This is a genomic window from Roseitalea sp., assembly GCF_984466335.1.
This window is the reverse complement of the sequence record NZ_CFIFWG010000026.1, coordinates 1-23493: the sequence shown is the minus strand read 5'-3', so window position 1 is coordinate 23493 and position 23493 is coordinate 1. Positions and strand designations below refer to the sequence as shown.

Below are 23493 nucleotides of genomic sequence, written 5' to 3'. Positions count from 1 at the left end.
CTTCAACCCGTGCCGGTCGGTATAGGTGCGCGTCAGGCGCGAGGCGATCTTGGTGCAGAAGATCGGCATGGCGGTGATCCCCAGCCAGCGGCGCAGCATCGCCAGATCGAAGCGGGCATAGTGGAAGATCTTCTCCACGTCCGGATCGGTGAGCAGCGCGGCGAGCCGCGGCGCCTCATAGCTGGTCCGGTCGAGCTGGACCAGATGGGCATCACCATCGCCGGAGGAAATCTGCACCAGGCAGAGCTGGTCGCGCACAAGGCTGAGGCCCTGGGTCTCGGTGTCAACGGCGATGCGCTCGCCAAAGTCGAGGCCTTCGGGGAGGTCGCCGCGATGTAACTGGATGGCCATGGTGCTGACGTCACGCGCCTCTTGAGCTATGCGCCGTCTCCGAACGCAACCGGCGCGATCCCCATGGTGCCCAGGAGAAGACTCGAACTTCCACGGCCTTGCGGCCACTGGCACCTGAAGCCAGCGCGTCTACCAATTCCGCCATCTGGGCACGAAATCGAGCCGTGACATATGCGGTCGGCCGGAGGCTGTCAACCAAGCCTGCCGGCGGCCCGCCCGCTTGCCCGGCGCCCGCCGATCCGCTAACGGCCTGCCCTGACCCACGTCAATCTGTCCGCTTTCGAGGTTCCCATGCTCATCGTCGCCGGATCGATCAATCTCGACCTTGTGGCCCGTGTCGGGCGCCTGCCCGCGCCGGGCGAGACGGTGACCGGGCGCGCCTATGCCGAGGCGCCCGGCGGCAAGGGGGCCAATCAGGCGCTCGCAGCGCGCCGCGCCGGTCACGCGGTCCAGATGCTCGGCGCGGTGGGCGACGACGCCAATGCCGCCGCGGCGCTTGCCATGCTCGGCGCCGCCGGCGTCGATCTGGCGGGTATCGCACGGCCTTCGGGCGTGTCCACCGGGGTCGCGTTCATCCTCGTCGATGACGGCACGGGCGAGAACCAGATCGCGGTCGTGCCCGGCGCCAACGCCCATGCGCTCGAAAACGGCGTGCCCGACGGGGCGGGCGGGGATGCGTGGCTGCTCCAGATGGAGATCCCGGACGCGGCGATCGCCGCCGCGCTGGACACCGCCGGACGGGCGGGCGCCACGCGCTATCTCAACATCGCCCCCTACCGGCAGGGTGCGGCCGATCTGGCGCGCATGGCGGACGCCGTGATCGCCAACCAGACCGAGTTCGCCGCGCTGGCCGCCGATCTGGCGGTCGAGGACGGCGACCTGGAGGCGCGCATGACAGCGCTCGCCGACATCCTCGGCGCCGCGCTCGTGCTGACGCTCGGGGCGGACGGCGCGCGGGTTGCGACGGGCGGTGGCATTGTCCGTGCTCAGGCGCCGGGGATCGCGCCGGTCGACACGGTCGGCGCGGGCGACACGTTCTGCGGCTATCTGGCCGCCGCCCGCGCAGAGGGCATGGGCTGGCCCGAAGCGCTTCACCTTGCCTGCCGCGCAGGCGCTCTTGCCTGCCTAGCCGAGGGTGCCCAGCCCGCGATCCCCGGCCGCACCGCGGTCGACGCGTTCAGCGGCTGAGGCGGCTAAAGGGTCGCCAGCCGCTCGATGATCAGGTCGAAGAAGCCCGGCGCGTCGATATCGCCGAGCACATGGGCGTTCGGCGCCTGGCCCGTCACGCCCCACCAGTCGATCACCGTCATGCCCAGCGTCAGCGGCGAGGCGGTCTCGATCGCCACATGACAGTCGCGGCCCGTGAAAAGGGTCGGTCTCAAGAGGTAAGCGATGACGCACGGATCGTGCAGCGGCCCGCCGTCCGTGCCGTACTTGTCCTCGTCGAACCGCTCGAAGAAGTCGATCAGCGCCGCCGCCGCCTCGCACACCGGTGTCTTCCTGGCCCGCAGCGCATCGATGCGGGCCCGGCTCGTCAACGCCTTGTGGGTGACGTCGAGCGGCGCCATCACGATCGGCACCCCCGCCGTGAAGACCGTGTGCGCCGCCTCGGGATCGACATGGATGTTGAATTCGGCGGCCGGCGTGACATTGCCGCCCTCGAAGAAACCGCCGCCCATCAGCACGATCTGTCGTATCCTGGGGGCGATGTCGGGCGCCTTGATCAGCGCCAGCGCGATGTTGGTCAGGGGGCCGAGCGGGCACAGCGTGACGTGGCCGACCGGGTGCGCGCGGACGGTCTCGATGATGAAGTCGGGGCCGAACTGCGCTTCGAGCGCCATGGTCGGCTCGGGCAGGTCCGGCCCGTCGAGCCCGGTCCTGCCGTGCACATGTTCGGCGGTGACCAGTTCGCGCGTCAGCGGCCGCGCCGCGCCGGCGAAGACGCGCGCCTGCCGTCTGCCGGCCAGCTCGCAGATCTTGCGCGCGTTCTTTTCGGTCAGCGCGAGCGGCACATTGCCGGCGACCGCGGTTATGCCGAGCACCTCCAGTTCGGGGCTGGCCAGCGCCAGCAAAAGCGCGATCGCGTCGTCCTGGCCCGGATCGGTGTCGATGATGATGGCGCGCGTGTCGGTCATGGCGGGCTCCCGGATTTCCTTGATAATCGGCCGGCCGGCCCGCATAACGGGCCCGGCGGATGCCGAACGGGTTCGCCGCGCCGCGCGCCGAATGCAAGCCGAATCGTGTGATCGCGGCAATGTCTATACAGCCTGGGGGACCGCGCCCATGACCAATTTCTCCAGCCCGCTCCTGGTCGGGTTCGAGGCGATCGAAAAGTCGCTCGAACGGGTGGCGAAATCGGGCGAGGGCTATCCCCCCTACAATATCGAGCGCATTCGCGCCGCCGACGGCAAGGCGATCATGCGGATCACGCTGGCCGTCGCCGGCTTTGCCGCCGGCGATCTCGACGTGAGCACCGAGGAAAGCCAGCTCGTCATCCGCGGCAAGCGGACCGAGGCCGATGATGCTTCGCGCGAGTTCCTGCACCGGGGCATCGCCTCGCGCCAGTTCCAGCGCGCCTTCGTTCTGGCCGACGGCATGCAGGTGATCGGCGCGGACCTTCAAAACGGCCTTTTGATGATCGACCTGGAACGGCCCGAGCCCGAACGGCTGGTCAGAAAGATCGCGATCAATCAGCGCGATTGAGGCGGGCGCGGTCCATGATCGACCCCGCCGCGACCGGTCTGCCCGTCGCCGCCGCCCTGGGCGAACTGACCGCCGCGCTCCGAGCGGGGCCGAACGCGGTGCTCGTTGCGCCGCCCGGCGCGGGCAAGACGACGCTGGTGCCGCCGGTCCTGCTTCAAGAGCCATGGGCGGGGCGGGACAGGATCGTCATGCTGGAGCCGCGCCGGCTTGCCGCCCGCGCCGCCGCCCGCCGCATGGCGACGATGCTCGGCGAGAAGGTGGGCGAGACGGTCGGCTACCGCATGCGGCTCGACAGCCGCATCGGCCCCAGGACGCGCATCGAAGTGGTCACCGAAGGCGTTTTCGCGCGTATGATCATCGACGACCCGGAACTGGCCGGTGTCGCCGCGATCGTTTTCGACGAGTTCCACGAACGCGCGCTCGACGCCGATTTCTCGCTGGCGCTAGCGCTCGACGTGCAGTCGGCCCTGCGCGATGGGCTACGCCTGCTCGTCATGTCGGCCACGCTCGACGGCGGCCGCATCGCCGCGCTGATGGACGGCGCGCCGGTTATCGAAAGCGGGGGACGCTCCTTCCCCGTCGACATTCGGTACCGCCCGCGTCGGCCCGACCTGCGCATCGAGGATGCCGTGGCCGAGGCGGTCAGCGCCGCGTTGCGCGAGGAAACAGGCGGCATCCTGGCCTTCCTGCCCGGCCAGGCCGAGATCCGGCGGACGGCGGAACGGCTCAGCGGGCGGCTGCCGGAGGATGCGTTCCTTGCGCCGCTCCACGGGGCGATGGACGGTGGGGACCAGGACGCGGCCATCCTGCCGGCCGGGCCGGGCCGCCGCAAGATCGTGCTGGCGAGTTCGATCGCCGAAAGCTCGGTGACCATCGACGGTGTGCGCCTGGTCGTCGATTCGGGCCTGTCGCGCCGGCCGGCCTTTGAGCCCGGCATGGCGATCACCCGGCTTGAGACCGTGCGTGTCAGCCGCGCCTCGGCCGATCAGCGGGCGGGCCGCGCCGGCCGCACGCAGCCGGGCGTCGCCGTGCGCCTGTGGCACGAAGGCCAGACGGCCGCGCTCGCCCCGTTCGATCCGCCCGAAATCGCGCGCGCCGATCTGTCGCGCCTGCTGCTCGACTGCCTTGCCTGGGGCGTCGCCGATCCGCGCGACCTGTGCTTTCTCGACCGGCCGCCCGATCCGGCGCTGGCGCAGGCGCGGACGCGGCTCGAGGCGACCGGCGCGATCGATCGGAACGGCCGCCTGACGCGGACGGGCAAGCGCCTGCGCGCCATGCCTCTGCCCGTCCCGCTCGCGGCGATGGTGGTTCGGGCTCGCACGCGCGCCGACGCCGCGCGCCGCGCGCGCCTTGCGGTGCTGATCACAGAGCGCGGGCTCGGCGGAACGGGGACCGATCTCGACCGGCGCCTGGTCGCCCTTGAAGGCGATGTGTCGCCGCGCGGCGCAAGGAGCCGCAAGCTTGCCGGGCGGATCGCGCGGCAGGTCGATTTGCCAAGGGCGGGCGACGATGCACGGTCCGCCGGCGCCATGCTGCTCGACGCCTTCCCCGAGCGCGTCGCCAGGGCCCGCCCCGGCCGGCCGGGGCGCTTCGTGATGGCCGGCGGGCGTGCCGTGATCGCCGATGAGGCCGATCCGCTGGCGCGCGAGACGTTCATCGTCGCCGCCGAGGTGACGGGCGCGGCCTCGGGCGCGCGGCTGCTCGCGGGGGCTGCCGTCTCCGAAGCCGAGATCGAACGGCGCCTGGGCGGGCGGATCGAAACGCGCATCGATGTCGCCTTCGATCCCGGAACGGGCCAGCTCACCGCGCGGCGGGTGCGCATGCTCGGCGCGATCACACTGTCGTCGGCGCCGCGACCGGTCGTGCCGGGACCGGATGCGGAACGGGCGCTGCTGGACGGCGTGCGCAAGCACGGTCTCCGCGTTCTGCCATGGGACAAGGCTTCCAGCGGTCTGCGCGCGCGCCTTGCCTGGCTCCATGCGCGGCGTGGCGCGCCATGGCCCGACGTCTGCGACCGGGCGCTGCGCGACGGGCTCGATGCCTGGCTCGCCCCGTTTCTCGCGGGCAGGACCAGCCTGGCGGACGTGGCCTTGTCCGATGCGCTCATGCTGATGGCCGGTCCCGAACGGCGCGCCGATCTGAACCGGCTGGCGCCGGGCCACCTGACGATGCCGACGGGGTCGCGCCTGCCGATGACCTATCCGCCCGACGGGGCCGCGCCGGAGCTTGCCGTGCGCGTGCAGGAACTGTTCGGGCTGGCCGAACATCCCGCCGTGCTCGACGGCACCGTCCCGGTCCTGCTCGAACTTGTCTCGCCGGCCAGGCGGCCGATCCAGCGCACGGCCGACCTGCCCGCCTTCTGGGGCGGCTCCTGGTCCGATGTCCGGGCCGACATGCGCGGCCGCTACCCCAAACATGCCTGGCCGGCGGACCCCACAAGGGCCACGCCGACACGCCGCGCCAAGCCGCGCTGACCCGAACCGCTTCAAACTGGCGAAACGAGCCGACCGGCGCCATATAGGCGGGCATGGATCAGCAGGTCGCACGATACCCGGTCGGCATGGGCGAGCGCTTCGAACGCCGCCGGCTGCGCATGTCGACGCTCACCAACACGCGCTGGATCGCCGTGTTCGGCCAGAGCGCGGCCGTAACCTTCGTCGCCGCGTGGCTGGGCTTTGCGTTCCCGGTCATCGCCTGCTTTGCGCTGATCGCCGTGTCGGCCGCGCTCAACGTGGTCCTGACCTGGTACTTTCCGGCCAACCGGCGGCTCGATCCGCTGGCCGTCTTCTCGGTGCTGGCCTTCGACATCGCACAGCTCGCCGCGCTGCTGTTCATGACCGGCGGGCTTGAAAATCCCTTCTCGGTCCTGCTGATCGTGCCGGTGATCATCTCGGCGGCCACGCTGCCTGCCCGCTATACGGCACTTTTGGGCATCGTCGTCGTCGCCGCCGCGAGCGTCCTCGTCTTCACCCACCTGCCGCTGCCCTGGTATGCGGACGTGCCGCTCGACATTCCGTTCATCTTCGTCGCCGGCATGTGGGCGTCCGTGCTTTCGACGGTGGCCTTCACCGCCTTCTACGTCTACCGCGTCGCCGACGAGGCACGCAGCCTCGCCGATGCGCTTTCGGCGACCGAACTGGTTCTCCAGCGCGAACAGCATCTGTCGGCGCTCGACGGTCTGGCCGCGGCGGCGGCGCACGAACTGGGCACTCCGCTCGCCACCATCTCGCTCGTGTCCAAGGAGATGGACCGCGCGACCGACGACGACGATCCGCTGAAGGAGGATGTCCGCCTCCTGCGCGCCCAGGCCGATCGCTGCCGCGAGATCCTGTCGCGCCTGTCCACGCTCAACACCACGCCCGAGGACATGATCTCGCGCATGTCCCTGCGCGAGATGATCGAGGAGGTGGCCGACCCGCATCGCGAGTTCGGCGTCCAGATCACGACAAGCCATGAGGGGAACGGCACGCCCGAGCCGGTCGTGCGGCGCAATCCGGGTATCCTTCACGGGCTCGGCAATCTGGTCGAGAACGCGGTCGATTTCGCCCGCGACCACGTCCGCATCGGCCTTGACTGGTCCGACGACGGGGTGCGCATCGAGATCGTCGACGACGGGCCGGGCTTCCCCGGCGACCAGATCGAAAGGCTCGGCGAGCCCGACCTTGGCGCGTCGCGGTCCGTCGTGCGCAGCCGCAAGAGCGGCCCCGGTCTCGGCCTTGGCATCTTCATCGCCAAGACGCTGCTCGAACGCAGCGGCGCGACCGTACGGTTCCGCAATGGCGGCCGGCCCGATGCCGGGGCGGCCGTCACCGTTCGCTGGCCACGCTCATCCATCGAGGCCGATCCGGCGTAGAAGCAAATGAAAGGATTGTGACGATGGCACTGCAAGAAGAGACCGCCCCCGGCGCGGCGGCAGGCCCCGGACCCGGCCCCGACGCGACGCTCCTGCTCGTCGATGACGACGCGCCGTTCCTGCGCCGCCTCGGTCGCGCCATGGAGGCGCGCGGATTCACCGTCGAAATCGCCGAATCGGTCACCGACGGCCTTGCCAAGGTCGGCGAGGCGCCGCCCGCCTATGCGGTGGTCGACATGCGGCTTGAAGACGGCAACGGCCTGGAGGTGATCAAGGCGCTGCAAGCCAGGCGGCCCGACGCCCGCGCGATCGTGCTGACCGGCTACGGCAACATCGCCACGGCCGTCAACGCGGTCAAGCTGGGCGCGACCGATTATCTGGCCAAGCCGGCCGACGCCGACGATGTCTATAACGCGCTGACGGCGGCTCCGGACCAGACGCCGCCGCCGCCCGAGAACCCCATGTCGGCCGACCGGGTGCGCTGGGAACACATCCAGCGCGTCTACGAGATGTGCGACCGCAACGTGTCCGAGACCGCGCGGCGGCTCAACATGCACCGGCGCACCCTGCAGCGCATCCTGGCCAAGCGCGCGCCGCGCTAGATGCTTAATCCGCTCCACCAAATGCCGGGACTAAACATCTAGGTCCAGCGCAATGCCTGCTCCGGACCCGATCCGGGGCGGGAACCGCTTTCGCTTCGGCAATTGCGGCCAAACAAACGCCAGGGGCGCTTGAGCGATTCAGCGAAAAGCCAAAGCGCTCCAACGCCACCGCCGCGCGGGACCGGGCGTTCAATCGGCCGCGTTCCGCCTGTCTTCTTCCTTGATCAGGTTCCAGGCGTTCTGCTGGGCCAGCATCTGGCGGATATAGGCGATGTTGGTCTCGGCCTGTTCCGGCGGCAGTTCGCGGCGGGCGATCTGCTCGGCTTCGGCGAACCGCCCCTGGAGGCCGACGACCAGCGCCAGGTTCTGGCGCACGCGGCTGTCCGCGCCCGGTTGCCGAGTGGCTGTGCGCAAATGGCTCTCCGCTTTCGAAAGGTCGCCCTGAAGCAGGTGGCTCATGGCAAGGTTCGACAAAACGGACGGCTCGTTCGGCGCCAGTTCGAGCGCTCGCTCGTAGCGCTGCCGCGCTTGCTCGGGCCGACCGGTCTGGTCGTGGATCGCCCCTTCCGCCGACAGCAACTGCCAGTCGGGCCGCGTCGGATCCTGCGCGCGCTGGATCGCGTCAAGCGCCGCCGTGAACTGGCCGGCGCCGGCCAGCGCCTTGCCGTATGCGGCCAGGACGACCTTGTCGCGCGAATGGGTGATCGCCGCCTTGCGCATGACGGCCAGCGCCTGCTCGTCATTGCCATTCATTCGAAGCATCGACGCATAGGCGATGGCGATGCCCTTGTCGTCGGGGTTGCGCTCGTAGCGTTTCCGGTGGCTCGCCAGCACCGAGCGCAACTCGATCCCGGACATGTGCGCGATCGGCCCGGAAGAAGAGGACGGGTTGACCGAACCGGTCGTCAGGCCGTTGTTTGCGCAGCCGGCAAGCAGCGTGGCCGCGACCAGTGCCGCCGCCAGGCGCGCCGAGCGCGCCGGGTGGCGCGGGCCTGAAAGCGTGATCATGGTCACACTCCTTGAAAGGGACACCCGCGCGGGCCAAAAAGCCCGGCATAACCCCGCATTAACCTCTGTTAACCAGCGATAGTCTGTTAACCCTAACGCTTGGTTAATCCGTACGAGCCGAGGAGATCATGGTCGAGACAAGCGATATGCTGGCCCCCGATTCCAGCCGCCAGGCGGCCTTGCCGGTTTGGATCGTCGGCCGCCATGCCGCCGATGGGGCCGGCAAGGGCGGCGTCAAGGTGCCGGACGCTGTGACCGGCTGGCTCGGAGCGACCGGCTTCGAGCCCGATGCCGGCGCCGTCGCGCTCGTGCCCGGCGCCGACGGCCAGACGCCCGCGGCGGCCGCGATCGCATTGGGAACGCCGGCCGATCCGCTGGCTCTTGGCGCGCTTGCGGGCAAGCTGCCCGCCGGCGACTGGCGCATCGCCAATCCCGAGGCGACCGACATCGCCCTGGCAACGCTCGGCTTCGCTCTGGGCGCCTATCGTTTCGACCGCTACCGGTCGCGGCCCGCCCGGAACGTGCGCCTTGTGCCGGACGAAAGCATCGACCGGGCAAGGCTCGCGGCGATGATAGAGGCCGTCTCGCTGACGCGCGATCTCGTCAACACGCCGGCCAACGACATGGGGCCCGACGCGATGGAGACCGCCCTGCGCGCGCTGGCCGGCCGTCACAAGGCGCAGGTCCGCGCGATCGTCGGCGACGGTTTGCTCGCCGGCAGGCTGCCCATGATTCATGCCGTGGGCCGGGCGGCGGCGATCCCGCCGCGCCTGCTCGACATGAGGTGGGGCCGCAAGGAGGCGCCGAAGCTGACCCTGGTCGGCAAGGGCGTGTCCTTCGATACGGGCGGTCTCGGGATCAAGCCCTCCGCTTCGATGCGCAACATGAAAAAGGACATGGGCGGCGCGGCCAGCGTGATCGGCCTTGCCGCCCTGATCATGCGCCTGGGGCTCGATGTGCGCCTGCGCGTTCTGATCCCGGCCGTCGAGAACGCCATCGCCGGAAACGCCTTCCGCCCCGGCGACGTCTATCCGACCCGCAAGGGCATCACCGTCGAGATTGGCCATACCGACGCAGAAGGCCGTCTTATCCTCGCAGATGCGCTGGCGCTGGCCGACGAGGATGAACCCGACCTGATCATCGACATGGCGACGCTGACCGGGGCGGCGCGCGTCGCGCTCGGGCCCGATGTCGTGCCGTTCTATACCGAAGACGATGCCTTGGCCGCGCAACTGACCGCCGCCTCCCGGACGGTCCGCGATCCGCTCTGGCGCATGCCGCTCTGGCAGCCCTACGCGCGCAATCTGGCATCGACCGTCGCCGATTGCGCCAACGTGACCACGGACGGCTTTGCGGGCTCGGTCACCGCCGCCCTGTTCCTGCACAAGTTCGTGTCCGGGGACCGTCGCTGGGTCCATTTCGACATGTTCGCCTGGAACCCCAAGCCCAAGCCGCACGCGCCGGCCGGCGGCGAGGCGCAGGCGGTTCGCGCCGTCTACGCCATGCTTGAAAAGCGCTACGGCGCGCCTTGATGCGCTTGCGTGCCGCTCATCGGACGGGTTATTGATACGGTTCCGAAACGTTTGCGCAGCCAGCGTCCCATGACGGTCATTCTCAGGCCCAGCCAGGCGCTTGCCCTGTGGCACCAGGTATCGCTCGCCGAAGTGCGCGACAGCGCGCCCGACCTGACCACGCGGCAGGCGGCGATTTTGCTGACGATCTATCTCGATCCGCCGCCGCACACGGTGCGCGGCCTTGCGGCGCATCTGGGCGTGACCAAGCCGGTGATCACCCGGGCGCTCGACACGATGGGCGCGATGAAGCTCGTCAGCCGGCATCGCGACCCCCGCGACCGGCGCAATGTCGTCATCGCGCGCACGGTCGAGGGCGCGCTCTATCTGGAAAGGCTCGCCGATGTCGTTATCGCCAGGGCGCGGGATCTGCCGACGTGAGCGGCCGGCCGCTCGATCCCCGTCTCAACGCGTTTCGCCGCGATCTGGCCGACCGCCGCTTGCGTGGCCGGATCGAGGCGCCGCGCTTTGCCGACGGCGTGTTGCGCGCCGTCGTCGCGCCGGTGGCCGATATGCGCACCGGGCCGTCGCCGCGGGCGGCGCTTGGCACGCAGCTTCTGCTCGGCGAGACGGTGCGGGTGTTCGACACCGATCAGGGGTGGAGCTGGGCGCAGGCCGATCGCGACGGCTATGTCGGCTATGTGCCCGACGGCGCGCTTGAGGTGGCCGGCCATGGCGAAAAACCCACCCATCGCGTGGCCGTGCCGCGCACATTCGCCTATGCCGCACCGGACCTGAAGAAAGCCGCCATGACGGCGCTCCCGCTCGGTGCCCTGGTCGCTGTGAAGGCCGGGCAGACGCACCGGAACGTACGCTACGCCAGGCTCGCCGACGGCACATGGTCCATCGCCGCCCATCTGGCCCGGGTCGACGCGCCCGAGGCCGATTTCGTGGCGGTCGCCGAGGACCTTGTGGGCACGCCCTATCTGTGGGGCGGCCGGTCGGCCTTCGGCATCGACTGTTCCGGCCTGGTGCAACTGGCCATGCTCATGGCGGGCCGCGCCGCGCCGCGCGACAGCGACATGCAGGAAGCCGAACTGGGCGTGCCGATCGATCCGGCGGAGGGGCTCAAGCGCGGCGATCTGGTGTTCTGGAAGGGCCATGTGGGCATCATGGGCGATGCCGGGACGCTGCTGCATGCCAACGCCCATACGATGGACGTCGCCGCCGAGCCGCTCGATCGGGCCATCGGCCGCATCGCATCGCTTTATGGCGCGCCGACGCGCTTCCGCCGTCCCTGAGCCGATCAATAGCCGGCGTCGCGATCGACCAGGTTTGTCAGAGGTTCGCCGCGCTCGAACCCGTCCATCTGCGCGATCATGGGCGGGACCAGGGCGGCGGGCACGGACGTTGCGGCCGCGTGCGGGGTGATCGTTACGCGCGGATGGCTCCACAGCGGGCTCGCCTCGGCAAGCGGCTCGGTCTGGAACACGTCGAGGCTGGCCGCCCCCAGCCAGCCACTTTCAAGCGCCGCCAGGATGTCGGCCTCGTTTTGCAGGTCGCCGCGGCCGGCATTGATCAGCATGGCAGGCCCCAGCGGCCCGCGCCGCTTCATCTTCGCGAACAGGGGCTTTGCGAGGATGCCTTGCGTCTTCGGCGTCAGCGGCAAAAGGCACACGACGATGTCGCTGACGGACAGGACACCCTCCAGGCCCGCATCGCCCGCATAGGTTTCGACGCCCTCGACAGACTTCGCCGTCCGGCTCCAGCCGGCGACGTTGAAGCCGAGCGCTCCGAGCTTGGCGGCGGCGTCCCTTCCAAGGACGCCGAGCCCCAGAATGCCCACCGTCACATCGCCGGCCGCCGGCTGCATCCTGTCCTCGCTCCAGAGCTTTTCGGCCTGCTGGCGCCGGTAGCGCGGCCCCTTGCGGTGATGGTCGAGCACCTGCCAGACCACATACTCACTCATCCGCTCGGTCAGATCGTCGGCGACGGCCCGCACGATCGGCACTTCGGGCACGTAGGGATCGGCGAAGATGTGGTCGACGCCCGCGCCGATCGAGAAGATGGCCGCCAGGTTCGGCAGGCGTCTGAGGACGCCCGGCCGCTGCTTCCAGACGACGGCATAGCGGATCGACGCATCCTCGGGGCCGTCGGATTCGGTGACGACGGGACGGTCCGGCGCCGCGCGCTTGATTTCCTCCGCCCAGATGGCCGGATCGAAACCGGTGACGGACAAAAGGATCGTGCCGTGATTGGCCATGGTGCGTACTCGCTTACCGATACTATTGGCTGACGGCGCCGGCAATGCTCGTCTTGATGTCGAAGGCGGCCGCCATGAGGGCCCTTGTGTAGTCGGTTTTCGGCGTTTCGAAAATGGCCTCGGCCGCTCCCTGCTCGACAATGACGCCGTTGCGCATGACGATGACGTGATTGGCCAGCGCCCGCACCACCTTCAGATCGTGGCTGATGAACAGATAGGCCAGATCGTGTCGCTTCTGCAGGTCGCGCAACAGGTCGACGACCTGGGCCTGCACGTTCATGTCCAGCGCCGAGGTCGGCTCGTCCAGCATGATGAACTTCGGCTTGAGCACCATGGCGCGGGCGATCGCGATGCGCTGGCGCTGGCCGCCGGAGAATTCGTGCGGGTAGCGGAAGCGCGTCGCCGGATCGAGCCCGACCTCTTCGAGCGCTTCGACGACGCGCGCGTCGCGCCGCTCCGGCGAAAGGGCCGGCTCGTGGATGGCGAGGCCCTCGGCGACGATCTCGGCGACCGACATGCGCGGGCTCAGCGAGCCGTAGGGGTCCTGGAAGACGACCTGCATATCCTTGCGCAGCGGCCGCATCCGCCGGAACGAACGCGTATCGATCGCATCGCCCGCAAAGCGGATGCCGCCGTCCGAGCCGATCAGCCGCGAAAGGGCGAGCCCGAGCGTCGTCTTTCCGGACCCGCTCTCGCCGACCACGCCCAAGGTCTGGCCGGCGCGCACGGTGACGTCGATCCCGTCTACGGCCTTCACATGGTCGACGGTGCGGCGCAGGAAGCCCTTCCTGATCGGGAACCAGACCCTGACCGCATCGCCTTGCATGATGACGGGCGCGTCGTCGTTCGCCGCCGGCGGCCGGCCCTTGGGCTCGGCCGCCAGAAGGTGGCGCGTATAGGCGTGTTGCGGGGCCTCGAAAATGTCCCGCGTCGGCCCGGCTTCGACGATCTCGCCTTTCGTCATCACGCAGACCCGGTCGGCAATGCGCCGCACGATGCCCAGATCGTGGGTGATGAACAGCATCGACATGTCGCGGGCGCGCTTGAGATCGTCCAGAAGTTCCAGGATCTGCGCCTGCACGGTCACGTCGAGCGCGGTGGTCGGCTCGTCGGCGATCAGCAGCCTTGGCGTGTTGGCGAGCGCCATGGCGATCATCACGCGCTGGCGCTGCCCGCCCGAAAGCTGGTGCGGATAGGCCCCGAGCCGCTTTTGCGGATCGCGGATGCCGACCTGATCGAGCAGTTCGAGCGTGCGGCCGCGCTGCGCCGCCTCGCCCATGCCCTGGTGCAGCCGCAGCACCTCGCCAACCTGTTTTTCGATCGTGTGCAGCGGGTTGAGCGAGGTCATCGGCTCCTGGAAGATCATCGCGATCTGGTTGCCGCGCACGCGGCGCAATTCCGTTTCCGACGCCGCCAGCAGATCGATGCCGCCGAACCGGATCTCGCCCGAGGGGTGCGCGGCGGCCGGATATTGCAGCAGCTTCAGCACCGACAGCGCGGACACCGACTTGCCCGAGCCGCTCTCGCCAACCAGCGCCACCGTCTCGCGCGGCGCGATGTCGAACGAGATGTGCCGCACCGCTTGGGTCGTGTTGCCGCCTTGCGTGAAGGTGACCGAAAGATCGCGGACGGAGAGAAGTGGTTCGGTCATGCCTGCGCGCGTCCGCTGATGATGGATCGCAACGTATCCTCATCTGGCCGCAACGTGTGCAAGGGGGCCGATATCCGCTTCCAACCCCAACGCTCATGCTCAATCCGGATGGTCTTGGGGATTCCGGTATCGGCCGTGAGCAGGTGGCTGCACTCAAAGCCGATTGCAGTCGCTATGTGAATCGCGTCGGGCAATTTGATCGCGGTTTGGTCCTGCCTGATCAATGCGGCTGACCAGAGCACGTCTCGTGTCGCCGGCCCGACGTCCAGCCAAGAACTGCCTTGGACGATCCAATTGTCGTACAGCTGTATGAGTCCTTCGTCGCCGGTTCGATAGGGGCGCACCAGAAGTTCGGCAAGTGCCAACTCGCTCGTGCACAAGAACAATGGCTCGTTGGGCATCTGCTGCGCGATCAATTCGATGAGCAATCGCCCAAGGTCGCCGCCGCCTTCTCCAAGCGCGATGAAAATGTTGGTATCGAGGTAAAGGCGACGGACATCCGGCATCAATCGTCCCACTCGTTGCGAAGGTTTCGGATTCGATCAACCGCCTCGTCAATGGCAACCCGTTCCCGCCGGCCTTCCTGAGCCGCTTCGATTTGCGTTTCCAGTTCATGCGCCGAAAGGAGCGTCGGTCTTTCCTCCGCCACGGTTACGCTCACCAAGGCATCTTCTGGAATCCCTTCGCGCAAATCATCGGGGAGTTTCGATGCTGCATAGTGTCGTTTCGTGACAATTCCCATCTCATCAGCCCTTCATTTCCGAAGCGTAGCACCAAATATAGAGCTTGATGACCTTCACCCAAACGTCTTCCTGGGATCGAAGGCGTCGCGCGTCGCCTCGCCGATGAAGATCAAAAGCGACAGCATCACCGAGATGACGATGAAGCCGGAGAAGCCCAGCCATGGCGCTTGGAGGTTGTTCTTGCCCTGAAGGATCAGTTCGCCCAGCGAGGCCGAGCCCGGCGGCAGGCCGAAGCCGAGGAAATCGAGCGAGGTGAGCGTGGTGATCGAGCCGTTCAGGATGAAGGGCAGGAAGGTCAGCGTCGCGACCATCGCGTTGGGCAGAAGGTGGCGGAACATGATGATGCGGTTGGGCACGCCGAGCGCGCGCGCCGCGTTGACATATTCGAAGTTGCGCGCGCGCAGGAATTCGGCCCGCACCACGCCCACGAACCCGACCCATGAGAAGACCAGCATGATGCCGAGCAGCACCCAGAAGCCCGGCGGCAGCACGGCGGCCATGATCAAGAGAATGTAAAGGACCGGAATGGACGACCAGACTTCGATCACCCGCTGGAAGACGAGGTCCGTCCAGCCGCCGAAATAGCCCTGGATCGCGCCGGCGGTGACGCCGATCACCGCCGAGGCCGCGGTCAGGATCAGCCCGAACAGGACCGAGACGCGGAAGCCGTAGATGATCCGCGCCACCACGTCGCGGGCCTGGTCGTCCGTGCCCAGCCAGTTGAAATTGCCCCAGTGGCAGTTGGGATCGTCCGCGCCACCCGGATAGCGGGCGCACAGTTCCGCGCGGCCGTCGAACAGGAAGGCGGGCTTTGACGGCGCGGTCGTTGGCACCTCCTTGTTCACGGTGCGATAGGAGTAGCGGATCGGCGGCCAGAGCATCCAGCCATGCGCGTCGATCTCGTCCTGGATGAACGGGTCGGTATAGTCGGTGCGCGCCAGGAACCCACCGAACTTCTCCTCGGGATAGTTGACGAAGACCGGCGTCAGCAGTTCACCCTTGTACATGACGAGGATCGGCCGGTCATTGGCGATGAATTCGGCGCCCAGCGTCAAGACGAAGAGCACGAGGAATATCCACAGCGACCAGTAGCCGCGCCGGTTGGCCCTGAAGTTCTGCCAGCGGCGCCGGTTGAGCGGCGACAGCGCAAGGCGCAGGCGCGCCGGGCGGCCTTCGGCCGGAAAGGCTGGCTTGCCGACGGTCTGATCCATGTCAGACCTCCCGCCGATCGAAATCGATGCGCGGGTCGATCCACGTATACATCAGGTCCGACAAAAGCCCCACCAGAAGGCCCATCAGCGAGAAGATGTAGAGCGTGGCGAACACGACCGGATAGTCGCGATTGACGACCGAGGTGAAGCCGAGCAGGCCCAGCCCGTCCAGCGAGAAGATGGTCTCGATCAGAAGCGAGCCGGTGAAGAAGGCCGAGATGAAGGCGGCCGGAAAGCCGGCGATGATGATCAGCATCGCGTTGCGGAACACATGGCCGTAGAGCACCTGCCGGCCGGTCAGCCCCTTGGCGCGCGCGGTGATCACATATTGCTTGCGGATCTCGTCCAGGAACGAGTTCTTGGTCAAAAGCGTGGTGGTGGCGAACGCCGACAGCACCATGGCCGTCAGCGGCAGCGTCAGGTGCCAGAAATAGTCGACGATGCGCTCGGGCCAGCTCAGTTCGGACCAATCGTCCGAGACGAGCCCGCGCAGCGGGAACCAGTCGAAGAACGAGCCGCCGGCGAACAGGACGATCAGAAGGATCGCGAACAGGAAGCCGGGGATCGCATAGGCGACGATGATCACGCCCGACGTCCACACATCGAAGCGCGAGCCGTCGGTGACGGCCTTGCGGATGCCCAGCGGGATCGAGATCGCATAGGAGATGAGCGTGATCCACAGCCCGAGCGAGATCGAGACCGGCATCTTCTCGACGATCAGGTCGATGACGGCGATGTCGCGGAAATAGCTCTCGCCGAAGTCGAACCGCAGATAGTCCCACAGCATCATGCCGAACCGTTCGAGCGGCGGCCGGTCGAAGCCGAACTGGCGTTCGAGATCGGCGATGAATTCGGGATCGAGCCCCTGCGCGCCCCTGTAGCGCGAAGTGACCGCGCCGCCCTCGAAACTCTCGCCGAAATCCTCGCCGGCCAGTTCGCCGCCGCCGCCGGTGAAGCGTTCGGTGGCGTCGCCCCCCTGGCCGGTCAGTTGCGCGATCACCTGCTCGACCGGGCCGCCGGGCGCAAACTGAACGACGATGAACGAGATCGCCATGATCCCGAAGATGGTCGGGATCATCAGCACAAGGCGGCGGAGGATATAGGCACCCATGGCTACGCGCCCGCTCGCAGGTTCAAGCCCGAGGTCCCGAATGACGACATGATGGCCGCGCTATGCTCTGCCAATCGCCCTCGCCTTGTCCTCGTCGAACCACCACAGCGCTTCGACCGGCCAGTAATAGTCGGGCTGCTCGTCGAAACCATACATGTCCCAATAGGCGATGAACTGATTCGCCGAGGTCCAATTGGGTATCCAGTCGCGGCGCAAACGCAACACCCGGTCGAGCACGCGCATGGCGGTCTCGTGCTCGGCGCGCGTCCTGGCTTGGCCAACCTCTTCGATCAGCGCGTCGACAAGCGGATCGGCCACGCCCGCCCAGTTGCGCGAACCGGGCACATCGGCCGACGCCGAACCGAGCACCGTCTCAAGCCCGCTGGCCGGCGGCGTCGGCGTCCAGCTCACGGCCAGCCCGGCCATGTCGAAATCGAACCCTGTGGTCCGGGCCTGGTACTGCGCCGGATCGACCAGCCGCAGGCCCGCATTGATGCCGACCATGCGCATCACCTCGACGAACGGGCCGTAGATGCGCTCGAACACCGAGGCGCGGATCAGGAACTCGACGTCCAGGCTCTCGCCCGCCGCGTTGCGCAGCAATCCGCCTTCGCCGACGGTCCAGCCCGCCGCGTTGAGCAGCCCGGTCGCCTCGCGCAGCCGCGCGCGGTCGCGGCCGGACCCGTCGGCGGCCGGTTGCACATAGGCCGGCTCCATGATCCCCTCGGGAAAGGCGTGCTCGTCCCCCAGCCGCGCGATCAGCGCCAGTTCGGCCTCATCGGGAAGCCCTGTAGCCTCGTATTGCGATCCGCTGAACAGCGACTGGCTGCGCTGGTAGAGGCCGTAGAACAGCTTCTGGTTGGTCCATTCGAAATCGAAGCAAAGGCCGATCGCATCGCGCACCCGGCGGTCCCTGAAGCGTTCGCGGCGCTGGTTCAATGTCCAGGCTTGCATGGACGGGCGCCTGTTGACCGGAAACAGCGCCCGGACCACCCTGCCGTCCTCGATGGCGGGGAAATCATATTCGGTCGCCCAGGTCTTGGAGGTGAACTCGCGCCGCCACGTCACCTCGCCCTTCTTGAAGGCTTCGAAGCCGGCCTGCCGTTCGGCATAGAACTCGATACGGATCGTCCGGAAATGGTTCTGTCCCGCGCCGGTGCCGATCTGACGGCCCCAATAGTCATCGACGCGCTCGAACTCGATGAAGCCGCCGGCGTTGAAGCGCCCCACCCTGTAGGGACCCGAGCCGAGCGGGGGCTCCAGCGTCGCCTCGTCGAACGCCCTTTCGGCATAATACGCCTTGGACAGGATCGGATAGGCCGAGGCGATCGTCAGGATCGCCTGGGCGGACTGCGTGCCGTCGAAGACCAGCGCGACGGTGCGCGCATCCTCGATGACGACCTCGGCGAGCGGCCTCAGCGGCAGCGCCAGCTCCGGGTGCCCTTCCGCCCTTATGGTGTCGTAGGAGAATTTGACGTCGTCGGCGGTGATCGGCGTGCCGTCATGGTAGCGCGCAATGTCGCGCAGGGCGAACGTGTAGCGGTTGCCGTCTTCGGAGATCGTCACCGTCTCGGCCACGTGCCCATAGACCGCGTCCGGCTCGTCATGGGACGAAGCCATCAGCGAATCGAAGCACATCTCCATGCGCGGCGGCGCGTCGCCGCGGCGCACGAAAGTGTTGAGCGTGTTGAAGGTTTGCACGTTCTGATTGTAGATCCAGTACCAAGGCTGGAAGTTGAAGACGCCGCCGCCCGGCGCATCGGCATTGGCATAGTCGAAGATCGCAAAGCCGGCGGGATATTTCAGGTCGCCGAAGGCCGAAAGGCCGTGCAGCGGCCGGCCGGGCGGGTTGAGGGCCAGCGACGGCTTCGGGAACGCCGCCGAGGCGACCATGCCGCCGGCGGCGACGGCGAGAAAGCGGCGCCGGTCGACGATCATCGGATCGCCGCCGCCCGTTCGGCGTCGTACCACCACACGGTCGGAAAACCGATCGAGTAGTAGGGCAGCGGATCGGGGTGGGCGAACCGGTTCCAATAGGCGATCCAGGTTTCGCGCAGCGCGTAGCCGGGGATGACGAAATCATTGTGCATCAGCACCCGGTCGAGCGCGCGGGTGGCGGCGATCAGCTCGTCGCGATCTGCGGCGAAGACGACCTTTTCGATCAGCGCGTCGACGCCCGGATCGGCAATGCCACCATAGTTGCGCGAAGCCTCGCGATCGGCCGACCGCGAGCCGAAGAAGTCGAACTGCTCGTTGCCGGGCGACAGCGACTGGTCCCAGCCGGTATAGATCATGTCGAAATCGCGGCTGTGCACGCGCGTGATGAACTGCGAACGGTCGACCGTGCGCACGCTCAGTTCGACGCCGATCTGCCGCAGATCCTCGGCATAGGGCAGGAAGATGCGTTCAAGCGAGGGCTGTCCGTTGACCAGTTCGATGGTGAAGGGCTGGCCGGTTTCGGCATCGACCATGCGGCCGTCGCGCAACGCGAAGCCCGCCTGGCGGAACAGGTCGATCGCCTCGCGCAGATTGGCGCGCAGCGCCTGCTGGCTGCCGCCGACCGGATTGACATATTCGCCCTCGAAGACCGAGGCGGGCACCAGGTCGCGCACCTGTTCGAGGATTTCCAGTTCGCGCCCCTCGGGCACGCCCGAATGGGCGAGGTCGGTGCCGAAAAAGTAGGAATCGATCCGCTCGTAGAAATTGTAGAAGATCGTTTCGTTGAGCGTTTCATAGTCGAAGGCCAGGTTGAGCGCGCGCCGCACGCGCGGATCGGCGAACTTGTCGCGCCGCAGATTGGGGATGAAGCCGGTCATCTCGCCATTGTCGCGGTTCGCATTGGGCAGGATCTCGCGCACGATATGGCCGTCATGGACGGCCGGCACGTCATAGGCTTCCGCCCAGCGCCGCGCGACGTTCTCGCGCCAATAGTCGAATTCGCCGGCCAGGAAAGCCTGGAACTGCACGTCGCGGTCGAGGAAATAAAGATAGCGGACCTGATCGAAATTGTCCGTGCCGACGTTCGCTGGAAGAGTCGCGCTCCAATGGTCGTGCACCCGCTCGAACGTCAGGGTCGATCCCGGGTTCACGTCGGTGATGCGATAGGGGCCCGAGCCGAGCGGCGGCTCCAGCGTGGTCGCGGTGATGTCGCGCGCATTGCCGTCCGCGTCGGTTCCCGTCCACCAGTGTCGCGGCATCACCAGCAACTGGCCGACGATATGCGGCAGTTCCTTATTGCCGGTCCCGTCGAAGGTGAAGCGGATCGTGCGCGCATCGAGCGCCTCGGCCGCCGTCACATGCTGATAGTAGAACCGCAAGGTGGGGTTGTTGTCGATCTGGGCATTGAACGACCAGACCACATCGTCGGCCGTGACCGGTTCGCCGTCATGCCAGCGCGCGCCCTCGCGCAAGCGATATTCGACCCAGGCGTAATCGTCCGGATAGCGCAGCGCCTCGGCCAGAAGGCCGTACATCGTCGAAATCTCGTCCATGGACGAGGTCATCAGCGTCTCGTGGACCAGTCCCAGCCCGGCGGCGGTCTCGCCGCGCGGCAGGATGGGGTTGAGCGTATCGAACGAGCCGGTGGCCGAAAGGCGCAGCGTGCCGCCCTTGGGCGCCGCGGGGTTCACATAGTCGAAATGGGCGAAACCGGCGGGGTATTTCGGTTCTCCGACGAGTGCGGTCGCGTGCAGCCATTGCGGTTCGGCGGCCTGCTGGGCGCGGGCATCGGACGGCAATGCCTGGCCCCCGAGCATCGCAAGCGCGAGCACAACCGCAAAAGCCACTGAAAACCCCGGTCGAACTGTCACTGGCCTGCCTCCACGGACGCTGCGTCGGAACCCACCGGCCGACCATCGCCCGCCATTGTGCGCCCCGTCGATCAGAGTAGAGGCATTTGCGGCGATTCAAAGCCCCAAACGGCACGCGGCCCGCCGGAAACCGGGCCGAAAACGCTCAATTCCGCGTCAGATGGCCGCTATTCGGTCGCCAGCGCCCCGCCTTCGGCGGCCGCTTCCTCGGCCGGCGCCGCCTCGGGCGCGGGCAACGGCACGGGCGTATCGTGCTGGGTGGCGAGCCAGGCGATCAGATCGGCGCGCTCGCCATCGCGGCGCAGGCCGGCAAAGCGCATCGAGGTGTCGTCGATATACTCGTCCGGCGCCTTCAGAAAATTGTTGAGCGCCTCGAAGTCCCAGACCGCGCCGTCCCCGGCATAGGCCAGCATGGCGTTCGAATAGCGAAAATCGTCGTAGAGCGCGGCCTGCTTGCCGACGATGTTCCACAGGTTCGGGCCGGTCTTGTGCGGCGCGCCCTGCTCGATGTTGTGGCATGACTGGCACTTGCGGAACACGCTCGGCCCGTTGGCCGGATCGGCGTTCGCCAGAAGCACGGCGACCGGCACGTCGACCTCTTCTTCGGCCGGCGCGGCGACGCCCTCAGCCTCGGGGACGATGATCGCAAAGCCCTGTTGCTCGGGCGTTTCGGAATAGAAGATCGCGTCGCTTGCGATGCCCACGGTCATGACGACAAACACAGTCGCCAGGAACGCGCCCGCATACATGTTGTAGTTCATGAATTTCCTCTGGTCCCGTCACAGACTTCGGAGCGCGGTTCTCGGGCCACGCTGGGTGGCGGTTTCCTATGTCTTTTGCCCGGGGCTTGCAACCGGTATAAGGTCGAACGCCCATGAGACGTTTTGCCACTTCGGACGGCCGCCGGCCGCACCTTCCATGACCCCCCTCATCATCATTCCGGCCCGCATGGCCTCGATGCGCCTGCCGGGCAAGCCGCTCGCCGACATCGCCGGAAAACCGATGGTCGTGCACGTGGCCGACCGGGCGCGCGAGGCCGGCTGCGGCGATGTCGTGGTCGCTGCGGCCGAAGCCGAGATCGTCGAGGCCGTCACGGTCCATGGCCACCGCGCGGTGCTGACCGATCCCGACCATCCGTCGGGCTCGGACCGGGTGTTCGAGGCGCTCGGCCGGATCGATCCGCAAGGCGCGTTCGACGTGGTGGTGAACCTTCAGGGCGATCTGCCGGCCATCGATCCGGTGATGGTCGAGGCAGCGCTGGCGCCGCTGACCGATCCTCGCTGCGATATCGCAACGCTGGGCAATCCGATCACGAACGAAGGCGAAAAGACCGATCCCAACACCGTCAAGATCGTCGGATCGCCCGTCGCCGCCAATGTGCTGAACGCGCTCTACTTCACCCGCGCGACCGCGCCCTGGGGCGAGGGGCCGCTTCACCACCATATCGGCATCTATGCCTGGCGCCGGCCCGCGCTCGCCCGTTTCGTCGCCCTTGCGCCCTCGCCGCTGGAAGAGCGCGAGCGACTCGAACAGCTGCGCGCGCTCGAAGCGGGCATGACCATCCATGCCCGGATTGTTGACACCGCGCCGTCCGGGGTCGATACACCGCGCGATCTGGAGCGGGCGCGCGCGCTTTTGGCGTGAGCGCGACACAAAAGGCCGACCCCATGAACGAGAACGCAAGAACGCTGATCGCCTTCCAGGGCGAGCCCGGCGCCAATTCCGACACGGCCTGCCGCAACATGTATCCGGCCATGACGCCGATGCCGTGCCCGACCTTCGAGGATGCGTTCAACGCCGTCGACAGGGGCGAGGCGTCGCTCGCCATGATCCCGATCGAGAACACGATCGCCGGCCGGGTCGCCGACATCCATCACCTGTTGCCGGAATCGGATCTGCACATCGTCGGCGAATATTTCCTGCCGATCCATTTTCATCTGATGGCGCTGCCGGGCACGGACCGTGCGGCGATCCGCACCGTGCACAGCCACATTCACGCGCTGGGCCAGTGCCGGCACTATGTGCGCGGCAATGGGTGGGAGCCGATGGTCGCCGGCGATACCGCCGGCGCCGCCAAGCTGGTCTCGCAGGCCGCCGACCCGTCCATGGCCGCGCTCGCGCCCGAACTGGCGGCCGACATGTACGGCCTCGACATCATCGAGCGCGACGTCGAGGACCATGCCAACAACGTCACCCGCTTCGTCGTCCTGTCCAAGGCGCCGTTCATTCCCGCGCGCCGCTCCGACGACGAACTGATCATCACCACCTTCGTCTTCCGGGTGCGCAACATTCCCGCCGCGCTCTACAAGGCGATGGGCGGTTTTGCGACCAACGGCGTCAACATGACCAAGCTGGAAAGCTATCAGATCGGCGGATTGTTCGTCGCCACCCAGTTCTACGCCGACATCGAGGGCCATCCCGACGACGCCAACGTCAAGCTGGCCTTCGAGGAGATCGGCTTCTTCTCGGACCATTTCCGGGTTCTGGGCGTCTATCGCGGCTCGGACGTGCGCAAGACGCACACCGCTTAGAGCGGTTTGTCTTTGGCTGGCATCGTTTGAGCGCCGGGATTTTGTGATCTGGCAAGGCGCGCGCAACGCCGCCCGGAGCGCAAAAGACCAAGCGCGGGCGATGTGCGGCCATCATCTGATTTCAATGTGTTGCCGGCCTCCGGCTT

At 67.5% G+C, this 23493-nt stretch carries 22 protein-coding genes and 1 tRNA gene; 10 read left to right on the top strand and 13 right to left on the bottom strand.

The annotated features are described in order from the left end of the window. A partial coding sequence (locus AC5E6L_RS04150) for a 3'-5' exonuclease family protein (RefSeq protein WP_491771472.1) occupies window positions 1-351 on the bottom strand: 351 nt, incomplete at its 3' end. A gap of 64 nt (window positions 352-415) precedes the next feature. After that, window positions 416-502 (bottom strand) — tRNA-Leu (locus AC5E6L_RS04145). 140 nt (window positions 503-642) lie between these two features. Here AC5E6L_RS04145 and AC5E6L_RS04140 point away from each other — a divergent pair. Continuing rightward, entirely contained in the window at window positions 643-1539 is an 897-nt protein-coding gene (locus tag AC5E6L_RS04140; protein WP_491771470.1) for a ribokinase, read from the top strand. A gap of 5 nt (window positions 1540-1544) precedes the next feature. On the opposite strand, the gene AC5E6L_RS04135 is transcribed toward AC5E6L_RS04140, so the two are convergent. Next, a complete protein-coding gene (locus AC5E6L_RS04135; RefSeq protein ID WP_491230421.1) occupies window positions 1545-2486 on the bottom strand; it encodes a nucleoside hydrolase in 942 nt (313 codons plus the stop codon). A 148-nt stretch (window positions 2487-2634) separates the two neighbouring features. On the opposite strand from AC5E6L_RS04135, the gene AC5E6L_RS04130 reads away from it, so the two are divergent. The 4 genes from AC5E6L_RS04130 to AC5E6L_RS04115 are packed head-to-tail and all read left to right on the top strand — an operon-like array spanning window position 2635 to window position 7509. After that, window positions 2635-3054: an Hsp20 family protein gene (locus AC5E6L_RS04130; RefSeq protein ID WP_491230422.1), complete on the top strand. Its 420-nt coding sequence runs from the start codon at window positions 2635-2637 to the stop codon at window positions 3052-3054. 14 nt (window positions 3055-3068) lie between these two features. After that, window positions 3069-5528, top strand: a complete 2460-nt coding sequence (gene hrpB / locus AC5E6L_RS04125; protein WP_491771468.1) for an ATP-dependent helicase HrpB — start codon at window positions 3069-3071, stop codon at window positions 5526-5528. 53 nt (window positions 5529-5581) lie between these two features. Then, window positions 5582-6907, top strand: a complete 1326-nt coding sequence (locus tag AC5E6L_RS04120; protein ID WP_491230973.1) for an ActS/PrrB/RegB family redox-sensitive histidine kinase — start codon at window positions 5582-5584, stop codon at window positions 6905-6907. 23 nt (window positions 6908-6930) lie between these two features. After that, the gene (locus tag AC5E6L_RS04115) at window positions 6931-7509 is read left to right on the top strand and encodes an ActR/PrrA/RegA family redox response regulator transcription factor (RefSeq protein WP_491230972.1); all 579 of its coding nucleotides are present in this window, start codon (window positions 6931-6933) and stop codon (window positions 7507-7509) included. A 189-nt stretch (window positions 7510-7698) separates the two neighbouring features. Here AC5E6L_RS04115 and AC5E6L_RS04110 read toward each other — a convergent pair whose 3' ends face one another. Continuing rightward, a complete protein-coding gene (locus tag AC5E6L_RS04110) occupies window positions 7699-8517 on the bottom strand; it encodes a tetratricopeptide repeat protein (protein WP_491230104.1) in 819 nt (272 codons plus the stop codon). 128 nt (window positions 8518-8645) lie between these two features. Between AC5E6L_RS04110 and AC5E6L_RS04105 the strand changes: the two genes are divergently transcribed. The 3 genes from AC5E6L_RS04105 to AC5E6L_RS04095 all read left to right on the top strand — a co-directional run bounded on the left by AC5E6L_RS04105 (window position 8646) and on the right by AC5E6L_RS04095 (window position 11329). Then, window positions 8646-10049: a leucyl aminopeptidase family protein gene (locus tag AC5E6L_RS04105; RefSeq protein WP_491771465.1), complete on the top strand. Its 1404-nt coding sequence runs from the start codon at window positions 8646-8648 to the stop codon at window positions 10047-10049. 69 nt (window positions 10050-10118) lie between these two features. Next, complete coding sequence (locus AC5E6L_RS04100) at window positions 10119-10469, top strand: MarR family winged helix-turn-helix transcriptional regulator (protein WP_491771463.1); 351 nt, start codon at window positions 10119-10121, stop codon at window positions 10467-10469. Beyond that, window positions 10466-11329, top strand: a complete 864-nt coding sequence (locus AC5E6L_RS04095; protein ID WP_491771461.1) for a C40 family peptidase — start codon at window positions 10466-10468, stop codon at window positions 11327-11329. The genes AC5E6L_RS04100 and AC5E6L_RS04095 overlap by 4 nt, the downstream gene beginning before the upstream one ends. A gap of 5 nt (window positions 11330-11334) precedes the next feature. Here AC5E6L_RS04095 and AC5E6L_RS04090 read toward each other — a convergent pair whose 3' ends face one another. The 9 genes from AC5E6L_RS04090 to AC5E6L_RS04050 form a co-directional block, all read right to left on the bottom strand. Beyond that, entirely contained in the window at window positions 11335-12291 is a 957-nt protein-coding gene (locus AC5E6L_RS04090; protein ID WP_491771459.1) for a 2-hydroxyacid dehydrogenase, read from the bottom strand. Between the two features lie 22 nt (window positions 12292-12313). Then, window positions 12314-13942 carry an ABC transporter ATP-binding protein gene (locus AC5E6L_RS04085; protein ID WP_491771457.1) on the bottom strand — a complete coding sequence of 543 codons (1629 nt, stop codon included), beginning with the start codon at window positions 13940-13942 and terminating at the stop codon, window positions 12314-12316. Then, window positions 13939-14448 carry a type II toxin-antitoxin system VapC family toxin gene (locus tag AC5E6L_RS04080; RefSeq protein WP_491771455.1) on the bottom strand — a complete coding sequence of 170 codons (510 nt, stop codon included), beginning with the start codon at window positions 14446-14448 and terminating at the stop codon, window positions 13939-13941. The genes AC5E6L_RS04085 and AC5E6L_RS04080 overlap by 4 nt, the downstream gene beginning before the upstream one ends. After that, a complete protein-coding gene (locus AC5E6L_RS04075; protein WP_491229735.1) occupies window positions 14448-14684 on the bottom strand; it encodes a hypothetical protein in 237 nt (78 codons plus the stop codon). Before AC5E6L_RS04075 ends, AC5E6L_RS04080 begins: the two co-directional genes overlap by 1 nt. 54 nt (window positions 14685-14738) lie before the next feature. Then, on the bottom strand, window positions 14739-15896 hold the full coding sequence (locus tag AC5E6L_RS04070; protein ID WP_491771453.1) for an ABC transporter permease: 1158 nt from the start codon (window positions 15894-15896) through the stop codon (window positions 14739-14741). Between the two features lies 1 nt (window position 15897). Beyond that, window positions 15898-17007, bottom strand: a complete 1110-nt coding sequence (locus tag AC5E6L_RS04065) for a microcin C ABC transporter permease YejB (protein WP_491771451.1) — start codon at window positions 17005-17007, stop codon at window positions 15898-15900. A gap of 60 nt (window positions 17008-17067) precedes the next feature. Beyond that, window positions 17068-18978: an extracellular solute-binding protein gene (locus tag AC5E6L_RS04060; RefSeq protein ID WP_491771449.1), complete on the bottom strand. Its 1911-nt coding sequence runs from the start codon at window positions 18976-18978 to the stop codon at window positions 17068-17070. Next, window positions 18942-20792 (bottom strand): extracellular solute-binding protein, encoded by a 1851-nt coding sequence (locus AC5E6L_RS04055; RefSeq protein ID WP_491771447.1) that lies wholly within the window; start codon window positions 20790-20792, stop codon window positions 18942-18944. The genes AC5E6L_RS04060 and AC5E6L_RS04055 overlap by 37 nt, the downstream gene beginning before the upstream one ends. Window positions 20793-20983: 191 nt before the next feature. Next, window positions 20984-21577, bottom strand: coding sequence for a c-type cytochrome (locus AC5E6L_RS04050; RefSeq protein WP_491771445.1), 594 nt, complete (start codon window positions 21575-21577; stop codon window positions 20984-20986). Between the two features lie 157 nt (window positions 21578-21734). Here AC5E6L_RS04050 and AC5E6L_RS04045 point away from each other — a divergent pair, with 157 nt between their 5' ends. After that, on the top strand, window positions 21735-22460 hold the full coding sequence (locus AC5E6L_RS04045; RefSeq protein ID WP_491230925.1) for a 3-deoxy-manno-octulosonate cytidylyltransferase: 726 nt from the start codon (window positions 21735-21737) through the stop codon (window positions 22458-22460). Window positions 22461-22483: 23 nt separating this feature from the next. After that, window positions 22484-23347: a prephenate dehydratase gene (locus tag AC5E6L_RS04040; RefSeq protein WP_491230926.1), complete on the top strand. Its 864-nt coding sequence runs from the start codon at window positions 22484-22486 to the stop codon at window positions 23345-23347. Window positions 23348-23493 lie beyond the last annotated feature (146 nt).